The sequence below is a fragment of the Pseudomonas sp. B21-048 genome (assembly GCF_024748615.1).
Classification (GTDB): domain Bacteria; phylum Pseudomonadota; class Gammaproteobacteria; order Pseudomonadales; family Pseudomonadaceae; genus Aquipseudomonas.
On record NZ_CP087168.1, the window covers coordinates 3,950,287 to 3,967,937 of the forward strand.

The following is a 17,651-nucleotide window of genomic DNA, read 5'->3' on the forward strand; positions in this document are numbered from 1 at the left end:
CGTCTCGTGAGAATGGCCGATTATGGCCACCCTAACGACGGTGTTGCGTACGGGCAAGGTCAGCCTGCGTTTTGTTTGGCCTTGGCGCGCATTTTGTCGGCCATCACAGTCATTTCGTTGTAGAGCAACTGCGGGTCTTTTTGCTTGATCGCCCAGGCCATGCGGCCTTGTTCGTGAGGCAGGATCAAGAATTCGCCAGCGGCGACCTGCTGATAGATGTAGTCGGCAATGTCGACAGCGGTGATGGGTGAGCTTTCCAGCAATTTGCCAACCTGGGCTTTCATGGCCGGGGTCGGGCCGCGAAAAGAGTCCAGCAGGTTGGTCTGGAAGAACGACGGGCACACCACATGCACACTGACTTGCGCGTGGGCCAGCTCGATCAACAGACTTTCGGACAAGGCCACAACACCCGCCTTCGCCACGTTGTAGTTGCTCATCGCCGGACCTTGCATCAACGCTGCCATCGAGGCGATGTTGATGATCCTGCCTTGGCTTTTTTCCAGCAGCGGCAGGAAGGCCTTGCAGCCCTTGACCACACCCATCAGGTTGATCGCGATCTGCCAGTCCCAGTCTTCCAGCGACAGTTCACTGAAAAAACCGCCCGAGGCCACACCGGCGTTGTTGACGATGACGTCGATGCCGCCGAACTTCTCTTCACAGGCTTGGGCGAGCGCCGTCAGCTGGCTGTAGTCACGCACATCGCAACGCTGGATGAAACCGTCGCCGCCGGCTTCGCGAACCATTTTCAGGGTTTCTTGCAGGCCAGGTTCACTGACATCCGACAAGGCCAGCTGCCAGCCTTCACGCGCCCAGCGCAGCGCGATTTCGCGACCCAGGCCTGAGCCAGCGCCAGTGATCATCATGCGATTTTGCATAGCAAACAGCCTTGTTGTTCCGGGGAAGATGCACCGAGTGTAGCGAAGGATAATGCGCGACCCACGCTCCATCAGATTGCTGAATGGCCAGCAATGAACCACGGCGCAGTCCGGTTGTTTCAACTTTGAGACGCCGTAAAAGAAATAAACGTACTTTCCAAATACATTAAAAAAACCTGGAATTTTTCTTCATATCCATGAGTCGGATTTTGTAAGCAGCTAGGATTAATACAAGTCCAGCTGATGGCTAAACCCTAGGTCAATCCACAACGCTTCCAACAAGGAAACAGACATGGGCACAATTCTTATCGTTATTCTTATCCTGTTGTTGATAGGTGGCTTGCCGGTCTTCCCGCACTCCAGAAGTTGGGGTTACGGCCCGTCCGGTATCATCGGCGTGGTGTTGGTGGTGCTGTTGATCCTGTTGCTACTTGGCAAGATATAAAGGTTTTACCGGCAAAAAAAAGAGGCCCTGCGACAGGCCTCTTTTCTATTGCGCAAACATTTAGTCTGGCTTGCCGTCAACCACACCCGCGGTGTTATCGATCAGGCTTTTGGTGGCCGTCTGGATAAACGACTCGAGCTTCTGCTTGAGGGCCGCTTCATCAGCCGATGTCGGGATCACTTCACCTTTCGGGTTGGCGCCCAGTTCGTATTGATACAACTTCGGTGGCATCTCTTTGGGCAGTACCAGCACGCGATCCGCGGTGAGCAATGCGACCGTCTGATCGCTGCCCGACGGTTTGATCACACCAAAACCCTTGTCGCCTTCCGGCAGGTTCAGCAAGTCGCGCCCCCAGCATTGATGAACCACATCGCCACCGACGCGGCCCATGATGGTCGGCACGATATCGATCTGGGTGCCCACGGTGTGATCGATCTGACCGAATTTTTCCTGGACGCCTGGCCCGATCATCAGCATCGGTACGTTGAAGCGACCCAGGTCCATTTCGGTGATCTGCTGTTCGTTGCCAAAACCGTGATCGCCGACAATCACGAACAGGGTTTCCTTGAAGTACGGCTCTTTGCGGGCCTGCTCGAAAAATTGACCCAACGCCCAGTCGGAATAGCGCATGGCGGTCAAGTGTTCGTTGAGGCTGCCCCGATCAGTCACGCGCTCAACCGGCAATGGCGTCGGCAAGGCGTATGGCGTGTGGTTGGACAGGGTTTGCAGCAAGGCGTAGAACGGCTTCTTGTCCTTGCCATCACGGGCTTTCAGTTCTTCCAGACCACGGTTGAACATGTCCTGGTCGGACACGCCCCAGGTCGGATCAGAGAACACCGGGTTGACGAAGTCATTGCGCCCGATGAAGTTGGTCATGCCCTGGTTGCTGAAGAAGCCCGCCTGGTTATCCCAAGCAAAGTCGCCGTTATAGACATACACATCGTCATAGTCACGGGCACTGAGCAACTGCGGCAGGCCAGACAGTTTGTGGCTGCCTTCGGGCGTCTGCATCAGGTATTCGAAACCCGGCAGGTTCGGGAAGCAGGCCATGGTGGCGAACATGCCCTGATGGGTATGGGTACCGTTGGAGAAGAAACGGTCGAACAACAGCCCTTCTTTCGACAGTTTGTCGAAGTACGGCGTGATTCCACCCGGACGTCCCAAAGCGCCCACCGAATGACCGGCGAAGCTTTCCATCAGGATGACCACGACGTTCTTGATTGGCAGTGTCTTGTTGGTGTCGGGGCTGTAATTGCGGCGCACCGCGGCGGTCTCGGGATCGACCAGCTTGTCGCTCGGGGTCAGTAACATATCGCGCACAGTCTGTTGGGCCAGAGGCTGCGGCAGTGTGGCTTTCCAGATATTGTCGCGTTCTTCGGACATCCGGCTCTTGGCCGCCGCAATCAGCGACAGCGTGCCGTTGAGGCCCAGCTGGTTGGCGAAGTTCGAATCGGTGGTGTAAACATCACCCCAACGCAGTGGCGGGCCCTGGCGCAGGGTGCCACGAGCGGCGACCACGCAAACCATCAGGCAAACCACAAATACCACGCCCCGCGCATACCACGGAGCGACCTGACGCGTGCCAATGCTGCCACCACTGAACGGCCCGCGAGGACGCATGGCGCGGTCGGCGCCCTTGAACGCGAGGGTCAGCATCAACGTGCCCACGGCCCAGGCCAACAGGTAGCGAACCACCGGAAAACCGTACCAGAGCATGCTCATCACGGTTTTCGGGTCTTCTTTCACGTACTGGAAGACCAAACCGTTGAGGCGCTGGTGGAACTCGCGGTAGAAGTCCATCTCCATCAGGCCGAGGAACAGCGCGATGCTCGAGGCAACGGTCAGCCACAGCCGGAAGAATCCGCGGGCGGCCATGGCCCGGGCGCTGAACAAGGCCAGCAGCAACGGAACGCTGAGGTAAACCACCAGGCGCAAGTCGAAACGCAAGCCGTTGGCGAATGCTTCCAGGAAGGTCGAAGCCGGTGTGTCGAGGATCATCGAGCTGTTGTAGACCAGCAGCGCCACGCGCAGCAGGCTGAACATGACCATCATGACCAGGGCGCATAACAGCGTATAGGCCAGATGCGATTTGACGGTCGGTTGCAGCAGACGACTAGAAGCTCGCTGCTGACTCAGGGCGTCCGGGTTTGCCATGTCGTTTTAGGACCCATTGGAAGTTGAAGTTTCAAAAATACAGCGGCGCCTTGCCTAAGGCTGGTCGGTTAACCGGTGGGAACGGGCTTGCTCCCACATGGATTGCGTTTAACTGACCGGCATCAGCTGTCTCGCCCTCTGTTGACCATCCTCGGCCCCGGGGCTTGCGCGGTGCGCAAATGGTGCACGATCAACCGCGGCATTACCATTGATTACTGACCCGCAGGCCGACTGTCGCTGGTAGCGCTCTGGGACAAGAGACGTGACGCAAAGTTGCGCAGGTGGACTGATTATTAGGTGCGGGTGAATTGTCTTGGAGGCTTTGTGAAAATTTCGTTCAAAGCATATCCAGAAACAAAATAAAGCCCCGCCCTTGGTAAAAACGCAAACGCCCCGATCAAATCGGGGCGTTGTCCAACAGGCCATATCAAAAGAGTACGCGGTTACTTCTCGGCGCGTTCTTTCAGGGCTTTGAGGGTGTTGAACGGTGCATCGACCACAAACTTGTTGGCCAACCACGACGGCACGCTGCCGCCGGGTTCGGTATGAGCCTGATAAGTGACTTCGACTTGATCGCCTTGAGGCACAAGCTTCCAGAAACCTTTAACCTGGGCGACCCGTACAAAACCCTTTTCCTCCGGGATGTACTTTGGCTGCCCTTCCAGCTCGCGGATCAGGCTGCCATCGGCTTCAACGGTGGTGACATGCAGCACGGAGTCGCGAGGAGTGACCGGCCAAGGGGTATTGAACTGGGTGTAGGTCCAACTCTGATTGCCCTCATGCTTGAGTAACTTCTGAATCTTGCACTCGTGAATCCAGGAACAGGCACCCGGCACATCTTCCTGCAATGCACGCAGTTTGGCCACGGTGGTCTTCATGACGGTCACGCCACGGTAGGCCTTGTATTGGGAACCGGCCACTTCACTCAAGGACACCTTGATGCCGTCTTCTTCCTTGGCGGTTTTCCATTCTTCGGCCTGGGCCGTGGAGGCCAGCAAAACCGTCAAACCACACAACACAGCCATACGATGCAGCGAACCCATAGTCTTATTCCTTATTGTTGAAGTTCCGTTCGTTGAACACATCACGCGGTCGTCATTTGTTCCCACCAGCCCAGCAATTTGATCGCTTCGTCGCTGCTGTTTCCGCAGACCTCGATATCGGCTTCAAATGCCGAACACACCGCAGGACGTTCTGGCTTGCCGAAAATGCTGCACAGGTTATCGACAGACAGTTGTAGGCAACGCTCTCCGGCGGCTTTGCCATTGGGCATCCCGGGAATCGGCGAACTGATGGAAGGGGCAATGCAACAGGCGCCACAGCCTTCACGGCATCTCATGACGAAAAGCTCCTCGCGACGGGCGATGGGTTAAAGGGACGTGGCACAGAGTAACGGCTAAAACGACTGTTTAAAATTACCTGAGCCCGGGTTTTTTTCGCTCAAACGAATGTGACCGACCAGTCTCCGACAAAGCGTCTGGTCCGCGGATCACGAATGGGAGAAATTTACTGCTTGAACTCGAATTCCAGCGCCGCGCCTTCAACTTCCCGACGCTCTTCATTGCGCAGTTGCAGCTGCATTTCGTTGCTGAGCAAGCGACCGTTGAGCTGGAACGGGCTAGTTTTGTCACCAAACATTTGCGGTAATACCGTCTCATGTCGGGGCAATGGTACCGTGCCGACCGGTTTCAGTTCTTCGACCATATCCTTGGGCAAGCTCAAGTCGAGGCTCGCGGGAGGGAGTTTGGTTTTCACCACTTCACTGGCCAGTTTTGACTTGGAAGCAATAGAGGAATGTTTTTTGACCACTGCAGCTTTCTTTTTGGTCGGTGTGGTCTTCTTGACCGGTGCCGCTTTTTTCGCGGTGGTGCTGGCTGTCGGTTTTTCCTGGACGGAAGCCGCCATGACGCCTTGCGCGTGACAAGTCATCAAGAGGCAGATCAACAACCAGGCGGCAGGAAAAATCGGCTTCATGGACCCAACGGCGCGAACGGCAGAAGGCTATATGCTCGCCTGTTGGCGACAACAAGACAAGCGTGCAGTACAGAACGGCCCCGCACGTTAAAAACCGCTCGCTGTCTCTTGGCAAAGTTGCGTCGCCAGCAACCCCAGTGTCATCAACGCACGCTCGGCCTCGCGGTTCCAGGGGATGCCACAGTTCAGGCGAATGCAATGATTGAACTGCTCGGTATTACTGAAAATCAACCCCGGCGCAATACTGATGCCCTGCTGCAACGCACGCACATGCAGTTCCTGCGTATTCACCCGCCCCGGCAGGCTGACCCACAGAATGAAGCCGCCGGTGGGCCGGGTCATCTGCGTACCTTCCGGAAAGTACTGCTGCACCGCCAGCTGGAAAGCGCTGAGGTTCTTGCGGTATTCCTGACGGATATAGCGCAAATGCCGGTCGTAACCGCCGTTCTCCAAATAAGCCGCGATGCCCATTTGCGTGACGCTGCAGGCCGAATGGGTACTGAAGGTCTGCAAGCGCTGGATTTCCTGCTGATACTTGCCGGCAATCATCCAGCCGATCCGCACACCCGGCGACAGGGTTTTAGAGAAGCTGGAGCAATAGATCACCCGATCCAGCCGGTCATAGGCCTTGAGCGATTTGGTGCGGCCCTGCTCAAACATCAGTTCGCCGTAAATATCGTCTTCGACGACCTGGATATCGAAATCCGAAGCCAGGCGCAGCAGTTGTTTCTGCCGCTCTTCGGGCATGGTGCCGCCCAAGGGGTTGCTCAGGCGCGTGGTCAGTACCAGCGCCTTGATCGACCATTGGTTGGCCGCCAGTTGCAGAGCTTCGAGGCTCATGCCGGTGGCCGGGTCGCTGGGAATCTCGATGACTTTCAGCCCCAGCAGGTCGGCCAGCTGCAGCAAACCGTAATAAGTTGGCGACTCGGCGGCGATCAGATCGCCCGGTCGGGTCAACACGCGCAGAGACATCTGCAACGCATCGACGCAGCCGTGGGTGATCACCACTTCTGACGGATCGACCACCACGCCGGCATCGCGCATGCGGATCGCCACTTGCCGACGCAACGGCTCGAAACCGGGGCTGAACATGTAGCTGAACGCCCGCGGGCTATGGAAACGGGTGACTTTGGCCAGTTGCTGATGCAGGGCCCGCACCGGCAGATAATCGACGCTCGGTACGGCGGCCCCCAACGGGAAGACGCCTTCGCGGCGGGATTCAACCAGGACTTGCTGAATGATGCTGCTGCGGGTGACGAGGCCAGGTCGCTCAACCCGGGCAATGTCCGGGGTTGGCGCCGTGAGCGCCGGCGTCTGGTGCACGTAGTAGCCCGATTGCGGCCGGGCACGGATCAGCCCCTGATCCTCAAGGTTGGCGTAGGCCTGCAACACCGTTGCATGGCTGACGTTGAGCTGCGAGCTCATCTTGCGCACCGAAGGCACGCGCTCCCCTGGTTGATAGACACCACGGCGGATGTCTTCTGCCAGTTGCTGAGCAATTCGTTGATAGAGCAAGAGATTGGTCATGACGCAGCACTCGATTTCACGGGCATTTTATTCTTGTGTGAAACAATACCGGAACAGTTTAGAAGTGTACTGGGACAGTTGTCACCATAGTCGACCGTACAGTGCATTGTCAGCAAAATCTGTACTGCTTTTATGGGATATATAGGATTGGCACGCACAAAAAAACCCGGCACTGCTGACAGGCCGGGTTTTCCAGTAACGCAACCCTTAGCGGGCGGCGCCGAGCTGGCCTTTTTCGTCGGAGAACACAATTTCCACCCGACGGTTCTGTGCACGACCACGTTCTGAGGCGTTCACGTCCACCGGGTATTCATCGCCATAACCTTCGACCTGGATGCGTTTGTCGTCGATGCCCAGGTCGATCAGCACGTCAGCCACCGATTGCGCCCGGTCGCGGGACAGCTTGAGGTTTTCCTGTTTGCCGCCGGTGCTGTCGGTGTAGCCCTCGATCCGCACCACACGCTTGGGATTGAGCTGCAAGAACTGGACGATCTTCAGCACCACGCGGTTTGCCGAGCTTTTCAGCTCTGCTTCACCGGTATCGAACAGCACATCGCCCAGGGTCATCACCAGACCACGGTCAGTTTGGGTCGTCGCCAACGCCACGATCTGCTCTTCAAGCCACTTGCCCTGTTGCTGCACGCTGAGCAACTTGGACTCACGCAGGGCCAATTGCAGGCGCTGACGCTCCAATTCGAGCTTTGCCGCGCGTTCCTCGTTGAGCACTTGATTGGCGTGCTCCCGAGCAATTTCGCTGTAGCGCTGGCTCAGGTAGGCGTAATGCACAACGTCCGAACCGCTGCCCCAATAGCTGGACAGACGATCGGCGCGGGCCAGGGATTCGCCGGCACGGATCACGTCCTTGGGCGCAATGCGCAGCACATTGGAGTCTTCCTTGACCTTCTGGAAGTCGGCGCCAGCCTGCTGCAATACGGCTTCGCTGTGTTGCCCTGCGCAGCCATAAAGGCTTGCGCAGCCAGCCAGGATCAAGCCGCCAAATGCTTTGGTCGTCAGGCTCATTGGGCATCTCCCAATTGCTTGCGCAGGCGAGTGATGCGGGTATTGAGCACGTTCAACTGCGCCTCGCTCTTGAGGGTCAGAACCCGGGCTTCGGCCAGACGCGCGTCCAGCTCGGCCTGCTCGGCCCGCATGCGCGCATTCTTGAAGGACTGATCGGCCATGTTGCCCTTGGCACGCTTGAACTTGTCTTCGGCCAGTTTCATCTCTGGCACTTCGTCGGCGGTAGCACCCACGGCCTTGGCTTGTTGAAGGGCCTGTTCGGTCAGGCGTATTTGTTCATTCGGCGCCGGATCGGCTGCACAACCCGCCAGAGCCAGAACGGCCAGGGCAGCGAAAAGAGGTCGAATACTCACTAAGAATCCCTACTGTTTTGGGGTACTGACAGGTTGTGGCTGCGGTTGCGAGCGTTGCGCTTTCCAACGCTCGATATTGCGCAGCAGCGCAGCTTCTGTCAGTCCGGACGCGGGCAATTCTGTCATCTTTTTGGCCAGCTGTCCGCGCAACCAAGGATCGTTGCAGGCAGAGTTATGGGAAACCGCGAGAAACAGGCCGGGTTTGTCGATGGGTTGTGGGTGAGCCATCAAGTCATCGGCCATCCCCAGCGTTTGCACCATGGCCATACCCGAGTAGCGTCCGGCGAGGACAAATTCCACCTCATTCAGCAGCAATTTCTGAAAGGCCTGGGTCAGATTGGGCGTGCGCACCAGGGTCAATTGCTGCTCGGCGAAAGTGCTGAACGAGGGGGTCACTCGAGCCTTTTCCGACAACGCACCGGGATGACCGTGCAGGTCCTGCGCTTCGTTGTAGACCAGCAACGAGTCGTTGCGGGTCCAGACCAGGTAATCGTTTTCCAGCAGCGGTGGATGGATGTAATCCAGATTTTCCAGCTCACTGACCATCAACGGCGCATCGGCCAGCATGTCCATGCGTCCGCTGCGCACTTCGCCCAGGGCCTGGGAGCGTTTGCCGGCGTAAAGCAGCTCGACCTTGATGCCCAACTCCCCCGCCACTTGCTGCAACAGGTCGGCGCTGGCGCCTATCAGGTACTTGGGATTTTGCGGGTCTTGCCACAGGTACGGCGGCGCGTCAGGGCTGCCGGTCACCACCAGGCGCTCGCATTTGCCCGCGGCTATGGAGAGCCCCGGCAACAGCGTCAGGCTTAACCACAAACCCGACAAAAAAGAGCAGCCAAACCAGCGGCGCAGATTCATGGCAACACTCTCCCCACCCAAATCCGGAACAAAAAAAAGCCCGACCAAAAGGTCGGGCTCTTTATAAGTCAAGCCGCCGGATTAGACCAGCTTCTCGAACTCGGGGATAGCGTCGAACAGGTCTGCCACCAGGCCATAATCGGCCACCTGGAAGATCGGCGCTTCTTCGTCCTTGTTGATCGCAACGATCACTTTGGAGTCTTTCATGCCGGCCAGGTGCTGGATCGCGCCGGAAATACCGACGGCAATGTACAGTTGTGGCGCAACGATCTTGCCGGTCTGACCGACCTGCATGTCGTTGGGTACAAAACCTGCGTCGACCGCGGCGCGGGAAGCACCGACGGCAGCGCCCAGCTTGTCGGCCAGGGCGTACAGGTGTTTGAAGTTGTCGCCGTTCTGCATGCCGCGACCGCCGGAAACGACGATTTTGGCAGCGGTCAGTTCCGGACGATCGGACTTGGCCAGTTCTTCGCCAACGAAGCTCGAAGTGCCAGCGTCATGAGCAGCCGCAACGGCTTCAACGGCAGCCGAACCACCTTCTGCAGCGACCGGATCGAAACCGGTGGCACGCACGGTGATTACTTTGACCGCCGCGTTGGACTGTACGGTAGCAATGGCGTTACCGGCGTAGATCGGGCGCTTGAAGGTGTCAGCGCTTTCGACCGAAATGATCTCGGAAATCTGATCAACGTCCAGGGACGCGGCAACGCGCGGCAGGATGTTTTTGCCGTTGGAAGTGGCGGCAGCCAGGATGTGGCTGTAAGCCTTGCCCAACTCTGCAATCAGCGGAGCAACGTTTTCCGGCAGTTGATGAGCGTAAGCGGCGTTGTCGGCCACCAGCACTTTCGCCACGCCAGCGATTTTCGCAGCGGCTTCAGCCACGGCGCCAGCGCCCTGGCCTGCAACCAGAACATGGATATCACCACCGATCTTGGCGGCAGCAGCCACAGTGTTCAGCGTGGCCGGGGCGAGTACTTTGTTGTCGTGTTCAGCAATAACCAAGATAGTCATTTAGATTACCTTCGCTTCGTTTTTCAGTTTCTCGACCAGTTCAGCCACCGACTTGACCTTGATACCCGCGCTGCGTGCAGCCGGCGCTTCGACTTTCAGGGTCTTGTTGGTGGAGGCGGTGGAAACGCCCAAAGCGTCCGGAGTCAGCACTTCGAGAGGCTTCTTCTTGGCTTTCATGATGTTTGGCAGAGACGCATAGCGCGGCTCGTTCAAACGCAGGTCGGTGGTGACGATGGCCGGCAGCTTCAGGGAAACCGTCTGCGCGCCGCCGTCGACTTCACGGGTCACGGCAACAGTATCGCCACTGACTTCGACTTTCGAAGCGAACGTGCCCTGACCGTAGCCGCTCAATGCCGCGAGCATCTGGCCAGTCTGGTTGTTGTCGCTGTCGATGGCTTGTTTGCCGAGGATCACCAGCTGAGGCTGTTCCTTGTCGACAACAGCTTTCAACAACTTGGCAACCGCCAGGGAAGTCAGATCTTCAGCGGATTCGACGAGGATGGCGCGGTCGGCACCCAGAGCCAGCGCGGTGCGCAATTGCTCTTGAGCGGTGGACGGGCCGATGGTGACGACGACGATTTCAGTCGCAACGCCTTTCTCTTTCAGACGTACGGCTTCTTCCACTGCGATTTCGCAGAACGGGTTCATCGACATCTTGACGTTAGCGAGGTCGACGCCGGAATTGTCCGCCTTGACACGAACCTTGACGTTGTAATCCACAACGCGTTTGACAGCTACAAGAACCTTCATGGATTCCTCGTTACTCTCCGGTGAAAAGAAAGTCGCCTAGGCGAACCTGGCGGTTGATGCTCATCGGCGCAAGGGCACCTCTAAAAACGCTGGCAGGTGTATCGGGTGAACGTTGCTCACGAGGTTGATTAACCGTTCGTCAGTGGTGACCGACGAGTCATTCATTATCGCGGCGTGTAAACTGCGCGCCTGACCTGCGCTGCGCATCACCTTATACTGCCATCGCCCTGTCTTTAGAGGTGCTCTTGAAACCAACAGCCAGCCTACGGCGAGCGCAAAACCGCCCGTATCTTGACCGGAACACCTATTCCGGTCAATACGGCAAAATGGCCAGTCATAAGCCGCGTGACTTTGATTTCTCTGGGTTTGAGCCCATTCAAACAAACGTTTGTATTGGACGCTAGGAGTGGTGTAGATATAATGCGCCACCTAGAGAGAAAGGTGGGTCATCCATTGTCCCTTCCGGCAATTGCCGGAGGAAATAATGGATGCAACGCCAAACCTCCAATTAGAAAAAAACTGTTGAGCCTTGAGTAGGAGATAGCCTGTGGAACGCGAATACATGGAATTCGACGTGGTCATCGTCGGTGCCGGCCCCGCTGGCCTGTCCGCCGCCTGCCGTTTGAAGCAGAAGGCCGCCGAAGCCGGTAAGGAAATCAGCGTCTGCGTGGTCGAAAAAGGCTCTGAAGTCGGCGCTCACATCCTGTCCGGTGCCGTGTTCGAACCACGGGCCTTGAACGAATTGTTCCCGGACTGGAAAGAACTCGGCGCGCCGCTGAATACGCCAGTCACCCGCGATGACATCTTCGTGCTCAAGAACGCCGACAGCGCGCAGAAGATTCCTGACTTCTTTGTGCCCAAGACCATGCACAACGAAGGCAACTACATCATCTCCCTGGGCAATTTGTGCCGCTGGCTGGCTCAGCAGGCCGAGAACCTGGGCGTGGAAATCTACCCGGGCTTCGCCGCCCAGGAAGCGCTGTTCGACGAGAACGGCGTGGTTCGCGGGATCATCACCGGCGACTTGGGCGTTGACCGCGAAGGCAATCCGAAAGAAGGCCTGTACACCCCGGGCATGGAACTGCGTGCCAAGTACACGCTGTTCGCCGAAGGTTGCCGTGGCCATATCGGCAAGCAACTGATCAAGCGTTTCAACCTCGACAGCGAGGCCGACGCCCAGCATTACGGCATCGGTCTGAAAGAAATCTGGGAAATCGACCCGGCCAAGCACCAGCCAGGCCTGGTGGTCCATACCGCCGGTTGGCCGCTGGACATCATGAGCACCGAGAACACCGGCGGCTCGTTCCTCTATCACCTGGAAAACAACCAGGTGGTGGTCGGCCTGATCGTCGATCTTTCCTACAGCAACACCTTCCTGTCGCCGTTCGATGAGTTCCAGCGCCTCAAGCATCACCCGGTGCTCAAGCAATACCTGGAAGGCGGCAAGCGCATCAGCTATGGCGCGCGTGCCATCTCCAAAGGCGGCCTGAACTCACTGCCGAAAATGATCTTCAAGGGCGGCGCGCTGATCGGTTGCGACCTCGGCACGCTGAACTTCGCCAAGATCAAAGGCAGCCACACGGCGATGAAGTCCGGCATGCTCGCCGCTGAATCCGTGGCCGAGGCACTGTTCGCTGAAAAAGACGGCACCGAAGAGCTGACCACTTACGTCGATGCCTTCAAGAAGAGCTGGCTCTACGACGAACTGTTCGCCAGCCGCAATTTCGGCCCGGCGATGCACAAATTCGGCCCGATCATCGGTGCCGGTTTCAACTGGCTCGATCAGAATATCTTCGGCGGCAAACTGCCGTTCACCCTGCACGACACCAAGCCGGATTACGCTTGCCTGAAACTGGCGGCCGACTGCAAGAAGATCGACTACCCGAAACCGGACGGCAAGATCAGCTTCGATAAACTCAGCTCGGTGTTCATCTCGGGTACCAACCACGAAGAAGAACAGCCGTGCCACCTGAAGCTGGCCGACGCGAGCATCCCGATCGGCAAGAACCTGCCGCTGTACGATGAACCTGCCCAGCGTTACTGCCCGGCCGGCGTGTACGAAGTGGTAACCCAGGAAGACGGCGAGAAGCGCTTCCAGATCAACGCCCAGAACTGCGTTCACTGCAAGACCTGCGACATCAAGGACCCTGCACAGAACATCACCTGGGTGGCGCCGGAAGGCTCTGGCGGCCCGACTTACCCGAATATGTAAGTCAAATCGCTGAACAACGAAGGCTCCCGAAATGGGGGCCTTTTTGTTGCCTGCAATTCAAGCGTCAACACAAGCCCCCGCGGTGTTGTCTCAAGCCCCCCGCTCATCCCCGGGATTACGCTCGAAGTAACGCTTGTACTCCCGGCTGAACTGCGACGTGCTCTGATACCCCACCCGATGCGCCACCTGGGCCACGCCCAAGCCTTCGCCCAACAACAATTGCTGGGCCCTGAACAAACGCAAACGCTTCAAATATTGCACCGGCGACAACAAGGTGCAGCGTTTGAAATGCTCATGAAACGTCGACGCACTCATGTTCGCGCAACTGGCGAGCGTCTCGACGTTCAACGGCTCGGTGTAATGCGCATGCAGATGACTCAGGGACGCCGCGATCCGCGCGAACTGCCCCTGTTGTTCCACCAACGCTCGCAACACATCGGCTTGCGGCCCCCGCAATGCCACGAACAACAATTCACGCAAGCGCGCCGGGCCCATGATCTGGCATTCCAGCGGATCGTGCAGGCAGCGCAACAACCGTTCCACACAACCGCGCATGGCATCGTCGAGCACCGCCGAGGTCATGGACTCGGGCGTCTGTGCGGGAACCGTGCGCCCCGGCGCCAGCCCCATGGCCAGCACCAACTCACTGAGCAGCACCCGGTCAATGGCGATGGAGACGCCCAGCATCGGGCCATCTGGCGCCGAAAACGTCTCGCATTCGAAGGGTACCGGCAACGCCTGAATCAGGTAATACCCAGTGCCATATTCCAGAGTACGCGGGCCAAGATGCGCCAACTTGCCGCCCTGGGCGATGAAGACCAGGCTTGGCTCGTAGATTTGCGGGCCACGGGAGACATCGCAACTGGCTCGCATAAGCTGCACGCCCGGCAACGCGGTAGGTGCAAAGCCGTCGCGGGTGATCAGCGGCTGGATCAAGGAAACCAGGGTGGCATTGGCGTCGAGATGACGGGTCAACAACATGAGGAGCTCTTCACAAAAAAGTCGCGAAAAAATGGATGAAAGCATCATCGCAGGTCTGAACGCCAATGCGCCTCATCGAAGGTGCATACCGGAGGATTAGGCATGACACCCGGAGGAATCGCCATGGCCGGTAATCCGTGCGGCGCCCAGAATGGCTCGCCTCACCTGTCACCGCTTTTACGAGGTTCACCATGTACACCGCCATCGGATACGCCGCTCAGTCAGCCACCACTCCCCTCGCCCCGATGAAATTCGAACGCCGCAGCCCACGGGCCGACGACGTTGCGATCGACATCCTCTACTGCGGCGTCTGCCATTCCGACATCCATCAGGCACGCAACGAGTGGGGCATTGCGGTTTACCCGCTGATGCCCGGCCATGAGATCGTCGGCAAAGTGACCGCCGTCGGCGCTAACGTTACCCAACACAAAGTCGGCGACCTGGTCGGCGTCGGCTGCATGGTTGACTCGTGCCGTCACTGCGAAGCCTGCCAGGCGGATCTGGAGCAATACTGCCTGGAAGGTCCGACCTTGACCTACGCCACCCCGGACCGGGTCGATGGCAGCAACACCATGGGCGGTTACTCCGACAGCATCGTGGTCAGCGAGCACTTTGTCGTGCGTATCCCCGAGAAACTCGACCCGGCCAGCGCCGCGCCGATTCTGTGCGCCGGCATCACCACCTACTCACCGCTCAAGCACTACGGCGTGAAGGCTGGTGACAAGATCGGGATTCTCGGCATGGGTGGTCTTGGCCATATGGGCATCAAGTTCGCCAAGGCAATGGGCGCTGAAGTGACGCTGTTTACCCGCTCGGCGAGCAAGGCTGAAGAAGCTCGTCGTCAAGGCGCGGACCATGTGATCGTGTCCACCGATGCGCAGCAGATGAAAGCCGCCGCAGGACATTTCGACTTCCTGTTGGACACCATTCCGGTGCAGCACGACCTCAATCCCTACCTCGATACGCTGCGTTTCGATGGCGTACACATTCTGGTGGGCTTGGTCGAGCCGATCGATCCACCGGTTCACGCTGCCAAACTGATATTGGGTCGTCGCGTGTTGGCCGGCTCGCTGATCGGCGGTATCGCCGAAACCCAGGAAGTGCTGGATTTCTGCGCCGAGCATGGCATCACCTGCGACATCGAAATGCTCGACATTCGCCAGATCAACGAGGCTTACACCCGCATGATTGCCGGTGACGTGAAGTACCGCTTCGTGATCGATATGGCGACGTTGAAAGTCTAATCAGACTTTCGCGCCGAGTTCAGCAGAAAGCCGGGCTGTGACCCCTTTGATCAGGGGAATCAGCTCGGCCATTTTTTCCAATGGCATGTAAGGCACGGTACTGGCGATGCTGATACCGGCGACGATGCGCTTGCTGGCATCGCGGACCGGCGCCGCCACGCAGCGGATCGACGGTTCGTTGTCTTCCAGGTCGAAGGCGTAGCCGCCGGCCACGTACTCGATCATGCGCTGCTGAAACTGCTCCCAGGATTGCTCCGGGTGCTGCGGCCAGAACTGATTTTTTCCACCCACCGGCAAGCTGATTTCGTACAGCCGTTGCCATTCTTCCTGCGTGTCATCGAGCATCAGCGCCTTACCGATCCCTGTACGCGCCAATGGCATGCGATGGCCGACTCGCGAGCGCATTTCCGGACCGTTGCGCCCTGGATTCTTGAGCAGGTACAGCACCTCGTCGCCCTCACGAATCGCCAAGTGAATGGTGTCACCGGTTAACGCCGACAACTCATCCAGATACGGCCCGGCCAGCGTGACCAGCGGCAGCTCTTCACGTGCCTGAAAACCCAGCTCGATCAGTTTCGGCCCCAGCAGATAACCGACTTGCGGCACCACCCGCAGATAACGCTCGTCCACCAGGCAGCTGGCCAGACGATGGGTAGTGCTGCGCGTCGTGCCGATCAACCGGGCGATTTCCTTGAGATCGCGGGCGCCACTGGCCACGGCCTGAACCACACCCAAACCACGAAGCAATGTCTGGGTGCCAGTCGGCGCGGCGTCCTTGGCGATTTTTGGGGCGTCTTCCTGCATATCCAGCCTTTACCGTTGAGCGAGTGAACGGGCGGCATTATGGTCGCCCGATGGCCGCGACTACAACTTGATACGCTCGACCTTGCCCACCAGCAACACGTAGGAAAGTGCAGGGGTGCCTCTTCTTATGTTTATTGAGGTCAATGGACGAAACACAACAAATCTGTAGGAGCGAGGCTTGCCCGCGAAGGCGTCAGAGGGGACGCCGATGAGAATCAGGCAGACCGAGGCGTGGCCTTCGCGGGCAAGTCGGATCGCCGCACCGCTCGCTCCTACAAGGACGGTGTCAAATCACCACTCGGCAAAGCTGCCATCGGCATGGCGCCAGATCGGGTTGCGCCAGCGGTGGCCGACGGCGGCGCGTTCGATCACGTATTCCTCGTTGATCTCGATGCCCAGGCCCGGGCCGTTAGGGATTTTCACGAAGCCCTTGTCGTAGTCGAACACCCGCGGATCCTTCACATAATCGAGCAGGTCATTGCTCTCGTTGTAATGGATGCCCAGGCTCTGTTCCTGGATGAACGCGTTGTAGCAAACGGCGTCCAGTTGCAGGCACGCCGCCAGGGCAATCGGGCCCAACGGGCAATGCAGTGCCAGTGCCACGTCGTAGGCTTCGGCCATGTTGGCGATCTTGCGGGTTTCGGTGATGCCACCTGCGTGGGAGGCATCCGGCTGGATGATGTCGACGTAGCCTTCGCTGAGCACCCGCTTGAAATCCCAACGCGAAAACAACCGTTCGCCGAGGGCAATCGGCGTGCTGGTCAGCGGCGCCAGTTCTTTCAGCGCTTCGTAGTTTTCGCTGAGCACCGGCTCTTCGATGAACATCAGCTTGTACGGGTCGAGTTCCTTCATCAGCACCTTGGCCATGGGCTTGTGCACCCGACCATGGAAGTCCACGCCGATGCCGACATTCGGGCCGACAGCATCGCGTACGGCGGCGACGTTGGCCAAGGCCAGGTCAACCTTCTCGAAGGAGTCGAGGAATTGCAGTTCTTCGGTGCCGTTCATTTTCACCGCCGCGAAACCACGGCTGACCGCTTCTTTCGCGGCGCGAGCGGTGTCCGCCGGGCGATCACCACCGATCCACGAATACACGCGAATCTTGTCCCGCACCTGACCACCCAGCAGATCGCTGACCGACACTCCCAGCGCCTTGCCCTTGATGTCCCACAGCGCCTGGTCGATACCGGCCAGCGCACTCATGTGGATCGCACCGCCCCGGTAGAAGCCGCCACGGTAGAGCACGGTCCAGATGTCTTCGATGTTGCGTGGGTCTTTGCCGATCAGGTAGTCGGACAACTCCTCAACCGCAGCAGCGACGGTATGCGCCCGACCTTCGACCACGGGCTCACCCCAACCGGTCACGCCCTCGTCGGTTTCGACTTTGAGGAAGCACCAGCGCGGCGGAACGATGAAGGTCGTGAGTTTGGTGATTTTCATCTT

The 17,651-nt window shown here is 58.3% G+C and carries 17 protein-coding genes; 3 read left to right on the forward strand and 14 right to left on the reverse strand.

Annotation, left to right across the window (positions count from 1 at the left end; all coding sequences use genetic code 11):
- Positions 1-59: 59 nt before the first annotated feature.
- Positions 60-875, reverse strand: a complete 816-nt coding sequence (locus LOY56_RS18560) for an SDR family oxidoreductase (RefSeq protein WP_258616350.1) — start codon at positions 873-875, stop codon at positions 60-62.
- A 292-nt stretch (positions 876-1,167) separates the two neighbouring features.
- Here LOY56_RS18560 and LOY56_RS18565 point away from each other — a divergent pair, with 292 nt between their 5' ends.
- The gene (locus tag LOY56_RS18565; protein WP_008012020.1) at positions 1,168-1,320 is read left to right on the forward strand and encodes a DUF3309 family protein; all 153 of its coding nucleotides are present in this window, start codon (positions 1,168-1,170) and stop codon (positions 1,318-1,320) included.
- A gap of 60 nt (positions 1,321-1,380) precedes the next feature.
- Here the strand turns inward: LOY56_RS18565 and LOY56_RS18570 are convergent, their stop codons facing one another.
- From LOY56_RS18570 to LOY56_RS18615, 10 genes are all read right to left on the reverse strand, one after another.
- Positions 1,381-3,474 carry an LTA synthase family protein gene (locus LOY56_RS18570; RefSeq protein WP_258616352.1) on the reverse strand — a complete coding sequence of 698 codons (2,094 nt, stop codon included), beginning with the start codon at positions 3,472-3,474 and terminating at the stop codon, positions 1,381-1,383.
- Positions 3,475-3,917: 443 nt separating this feature from the next.
- The gene (locus tag LOY56_RS18575) at positions 3,918-4,517 is read right to left on the reverse strand and encodes an START domain-containing protein (RefSeq protein WP_258616353.1); all 600 of its coding nucleotides are present in this window, start codon (positions 4,515-4,517) and stop codon (positions 3,918-3,920) included.
- Positions 4,518-4,558: 41 nt separating this feature from the next.
- Positions 4,559-4,813 (reverse strand): YkgJ family cysteine cluster protein, encoded by a 255-nt coding sequence (locus LOY56_RS18580; protein ID WP_258616356.1) that lies wholly within the window; start codon positions 4,811-4,813, stop codon positions 4,559-4,561.
- A 167-nt stretch (positions 4,814-4,980) separates the two neighbouring features.
- Positions 4,981-5,448 (reverse strand): translation initiation factor 2, encoded by a 468-nt coding sequence (locus tag LOY56_RS18585; protein ID WP_258616357.1) that lies wholly within the window; start codon positions 5,446-5,448, stop codon positions 4,981-4,983.
- An 87-nt stretch (positions 5,449-5,535) separates the two neighbouring features.
- Positions 5,536-6,975, reverse strand: coding sequence for a PLP-dependent aminotransferase family protein (locus tag LOY56_RS18590; protein ID WP_007903895.1), 1,440 nt, complete (start codon positions 6,973-6,975; stop codon positions 5,536-5,538).
- A gap of 207 nt (positions 6,976-7,182) precedes the next feature.
- The gene (locus LOY56_RS18595) at positions 7,183-7,995 is read right to left on the reverse strand and encodes an OmpA family protein (RefSeq protein WP_258616358.1); all 813 of its coding nucleotides are present in this window, start codon (positions 7,993-7,995) and stop codon (positions 7,183-7,185) included.
- The gene (locus LOY56_RS18600) at positions 7,992-8,348 is read right to left on the reverse strand and encodes a DUF4398 domain-containing protein (RefSeq protein ID WP_258616359.1); all 357 of its coding nucleotides are present in this window, start codon (positions 8,346-8,348) and stop codon (positions 7,992-7,994) included. Before LOY56_RS18600 ends, LOY56_RS18595 begins: the two co-directional genes overlap by 4 nt.
- A gap of 9 nt (positions 8,349-8,357) precedes the next feature.
- The gene (locus LOY56_RS18605; protein WP_258616361.1) at positions 8,358-9,206 is read right to left on the reverse strand and encodes an ABC transporter substrate-binding protein; all 849 of its coding nucleotides are present in this window, start codon (positions 9,204-9,206) and stop codon (positions 8,358-8,360) included.
- An 81-nt stretch (positions 9,207-9,287) separates the two neighbouring features.
- Entirely contained in the window at positions 9,288-10,217 is a 930-nt protein-coding gene (locus tag LOY56_RS18610) for an electron transfer flavoprotein subunit alpha/FixB family protein (RefSeq protein WP_258616362.1), read from the reverse strand.
- A complete protein-coding gene (locus tag LOY56_RS18615; RefSeq protein WP_258616363.1) occupies positions 10,218-10,967 on the reverse strand; it encodes an electron transfer flavoprotein subunit beta/FixA family protein in 750 nt (249 codons plus the stop codon). It lies immediately after the preceding gene.
- A 547-nt stretch (positions 10,968-11,514) separates the two neighbouring features.
- Between LOY56_RS18615 and LOY56_RS18620 the strand changes: the two genes are divergently transcribed.
- Entirely contained in the window at positions 11,515-13,179 is a 1,665-nt protein-coding gene (locus LOY56_RS18620; RefSeq protein WP_258616366.1) for an electron transfer flavoprotein-ubiquinone oxidoreductase, read from the forward strand.
- A gap of 90 nt (positions 13,180-13,269) precedes the next feature.
- Here the strand turns inward: LOY56_RS18620 and LOY56_RS18625 are convergent, their stop codons facing one another.
- Positions 13,270-14,160 carry an AraC family transcriptional regulator gene (locus LOY56_RS18625; RefSeq protein WP_258616367.1) on the reverse strand — a complete coding sequence of 297 codons (891 nt, stop codon included), beginning with the start codon at positions 14,158-14,160 and terminating at the stop codon, positions 13,270-13,272.
- 191 nt (positions 14,161-14,351) lie between these two features.
- On the opposite strand from LOY56_RS18625, the gene LOY56_RS18630 reads away from it, so the two are divergent.
- Entirely contained in the window at positions 14,352-15,404 is a 1,053-nt protein-coding gene (locus LOY56_RS18630; RefSeq protein ID WP_258616368.1) for an NAD(P)-dependent alcohol dehydrogenase, read from the forward strand.
- Here LOY56_RS18630 and LOY56_RS18635 read toward each other — a convergent pair whose 3' ends face one another.
- Both LOY56_RS18635 and dgoD read right to left on the reverse strand, forming a co-directional pair.
- Positions 15,405-16,208 (reverse strand): IclR family transcriptional regulator, encoded by an 804-nt coding sequence (locus LOY56_RS18635; RefSeq protein ID WP_258616370.1) that lies wholly within the window; start codon positions 16,206-16,208, stop codon positions 15,405-15,407.
- Between the two features lie 291 nt (positions 16,209-16,499).
- Entirely contained in the window at positions 16,500-17,648 is a 1,149-nt protein-coding gene (dgoD, locus tag LOY56_RS18640; protein WP_258616371.1) for a galactonate dehydratase, read from the reverse strand.
- Between the last annotated feature and the right edge of the window lie 3 nt (positions 17,649-17,651).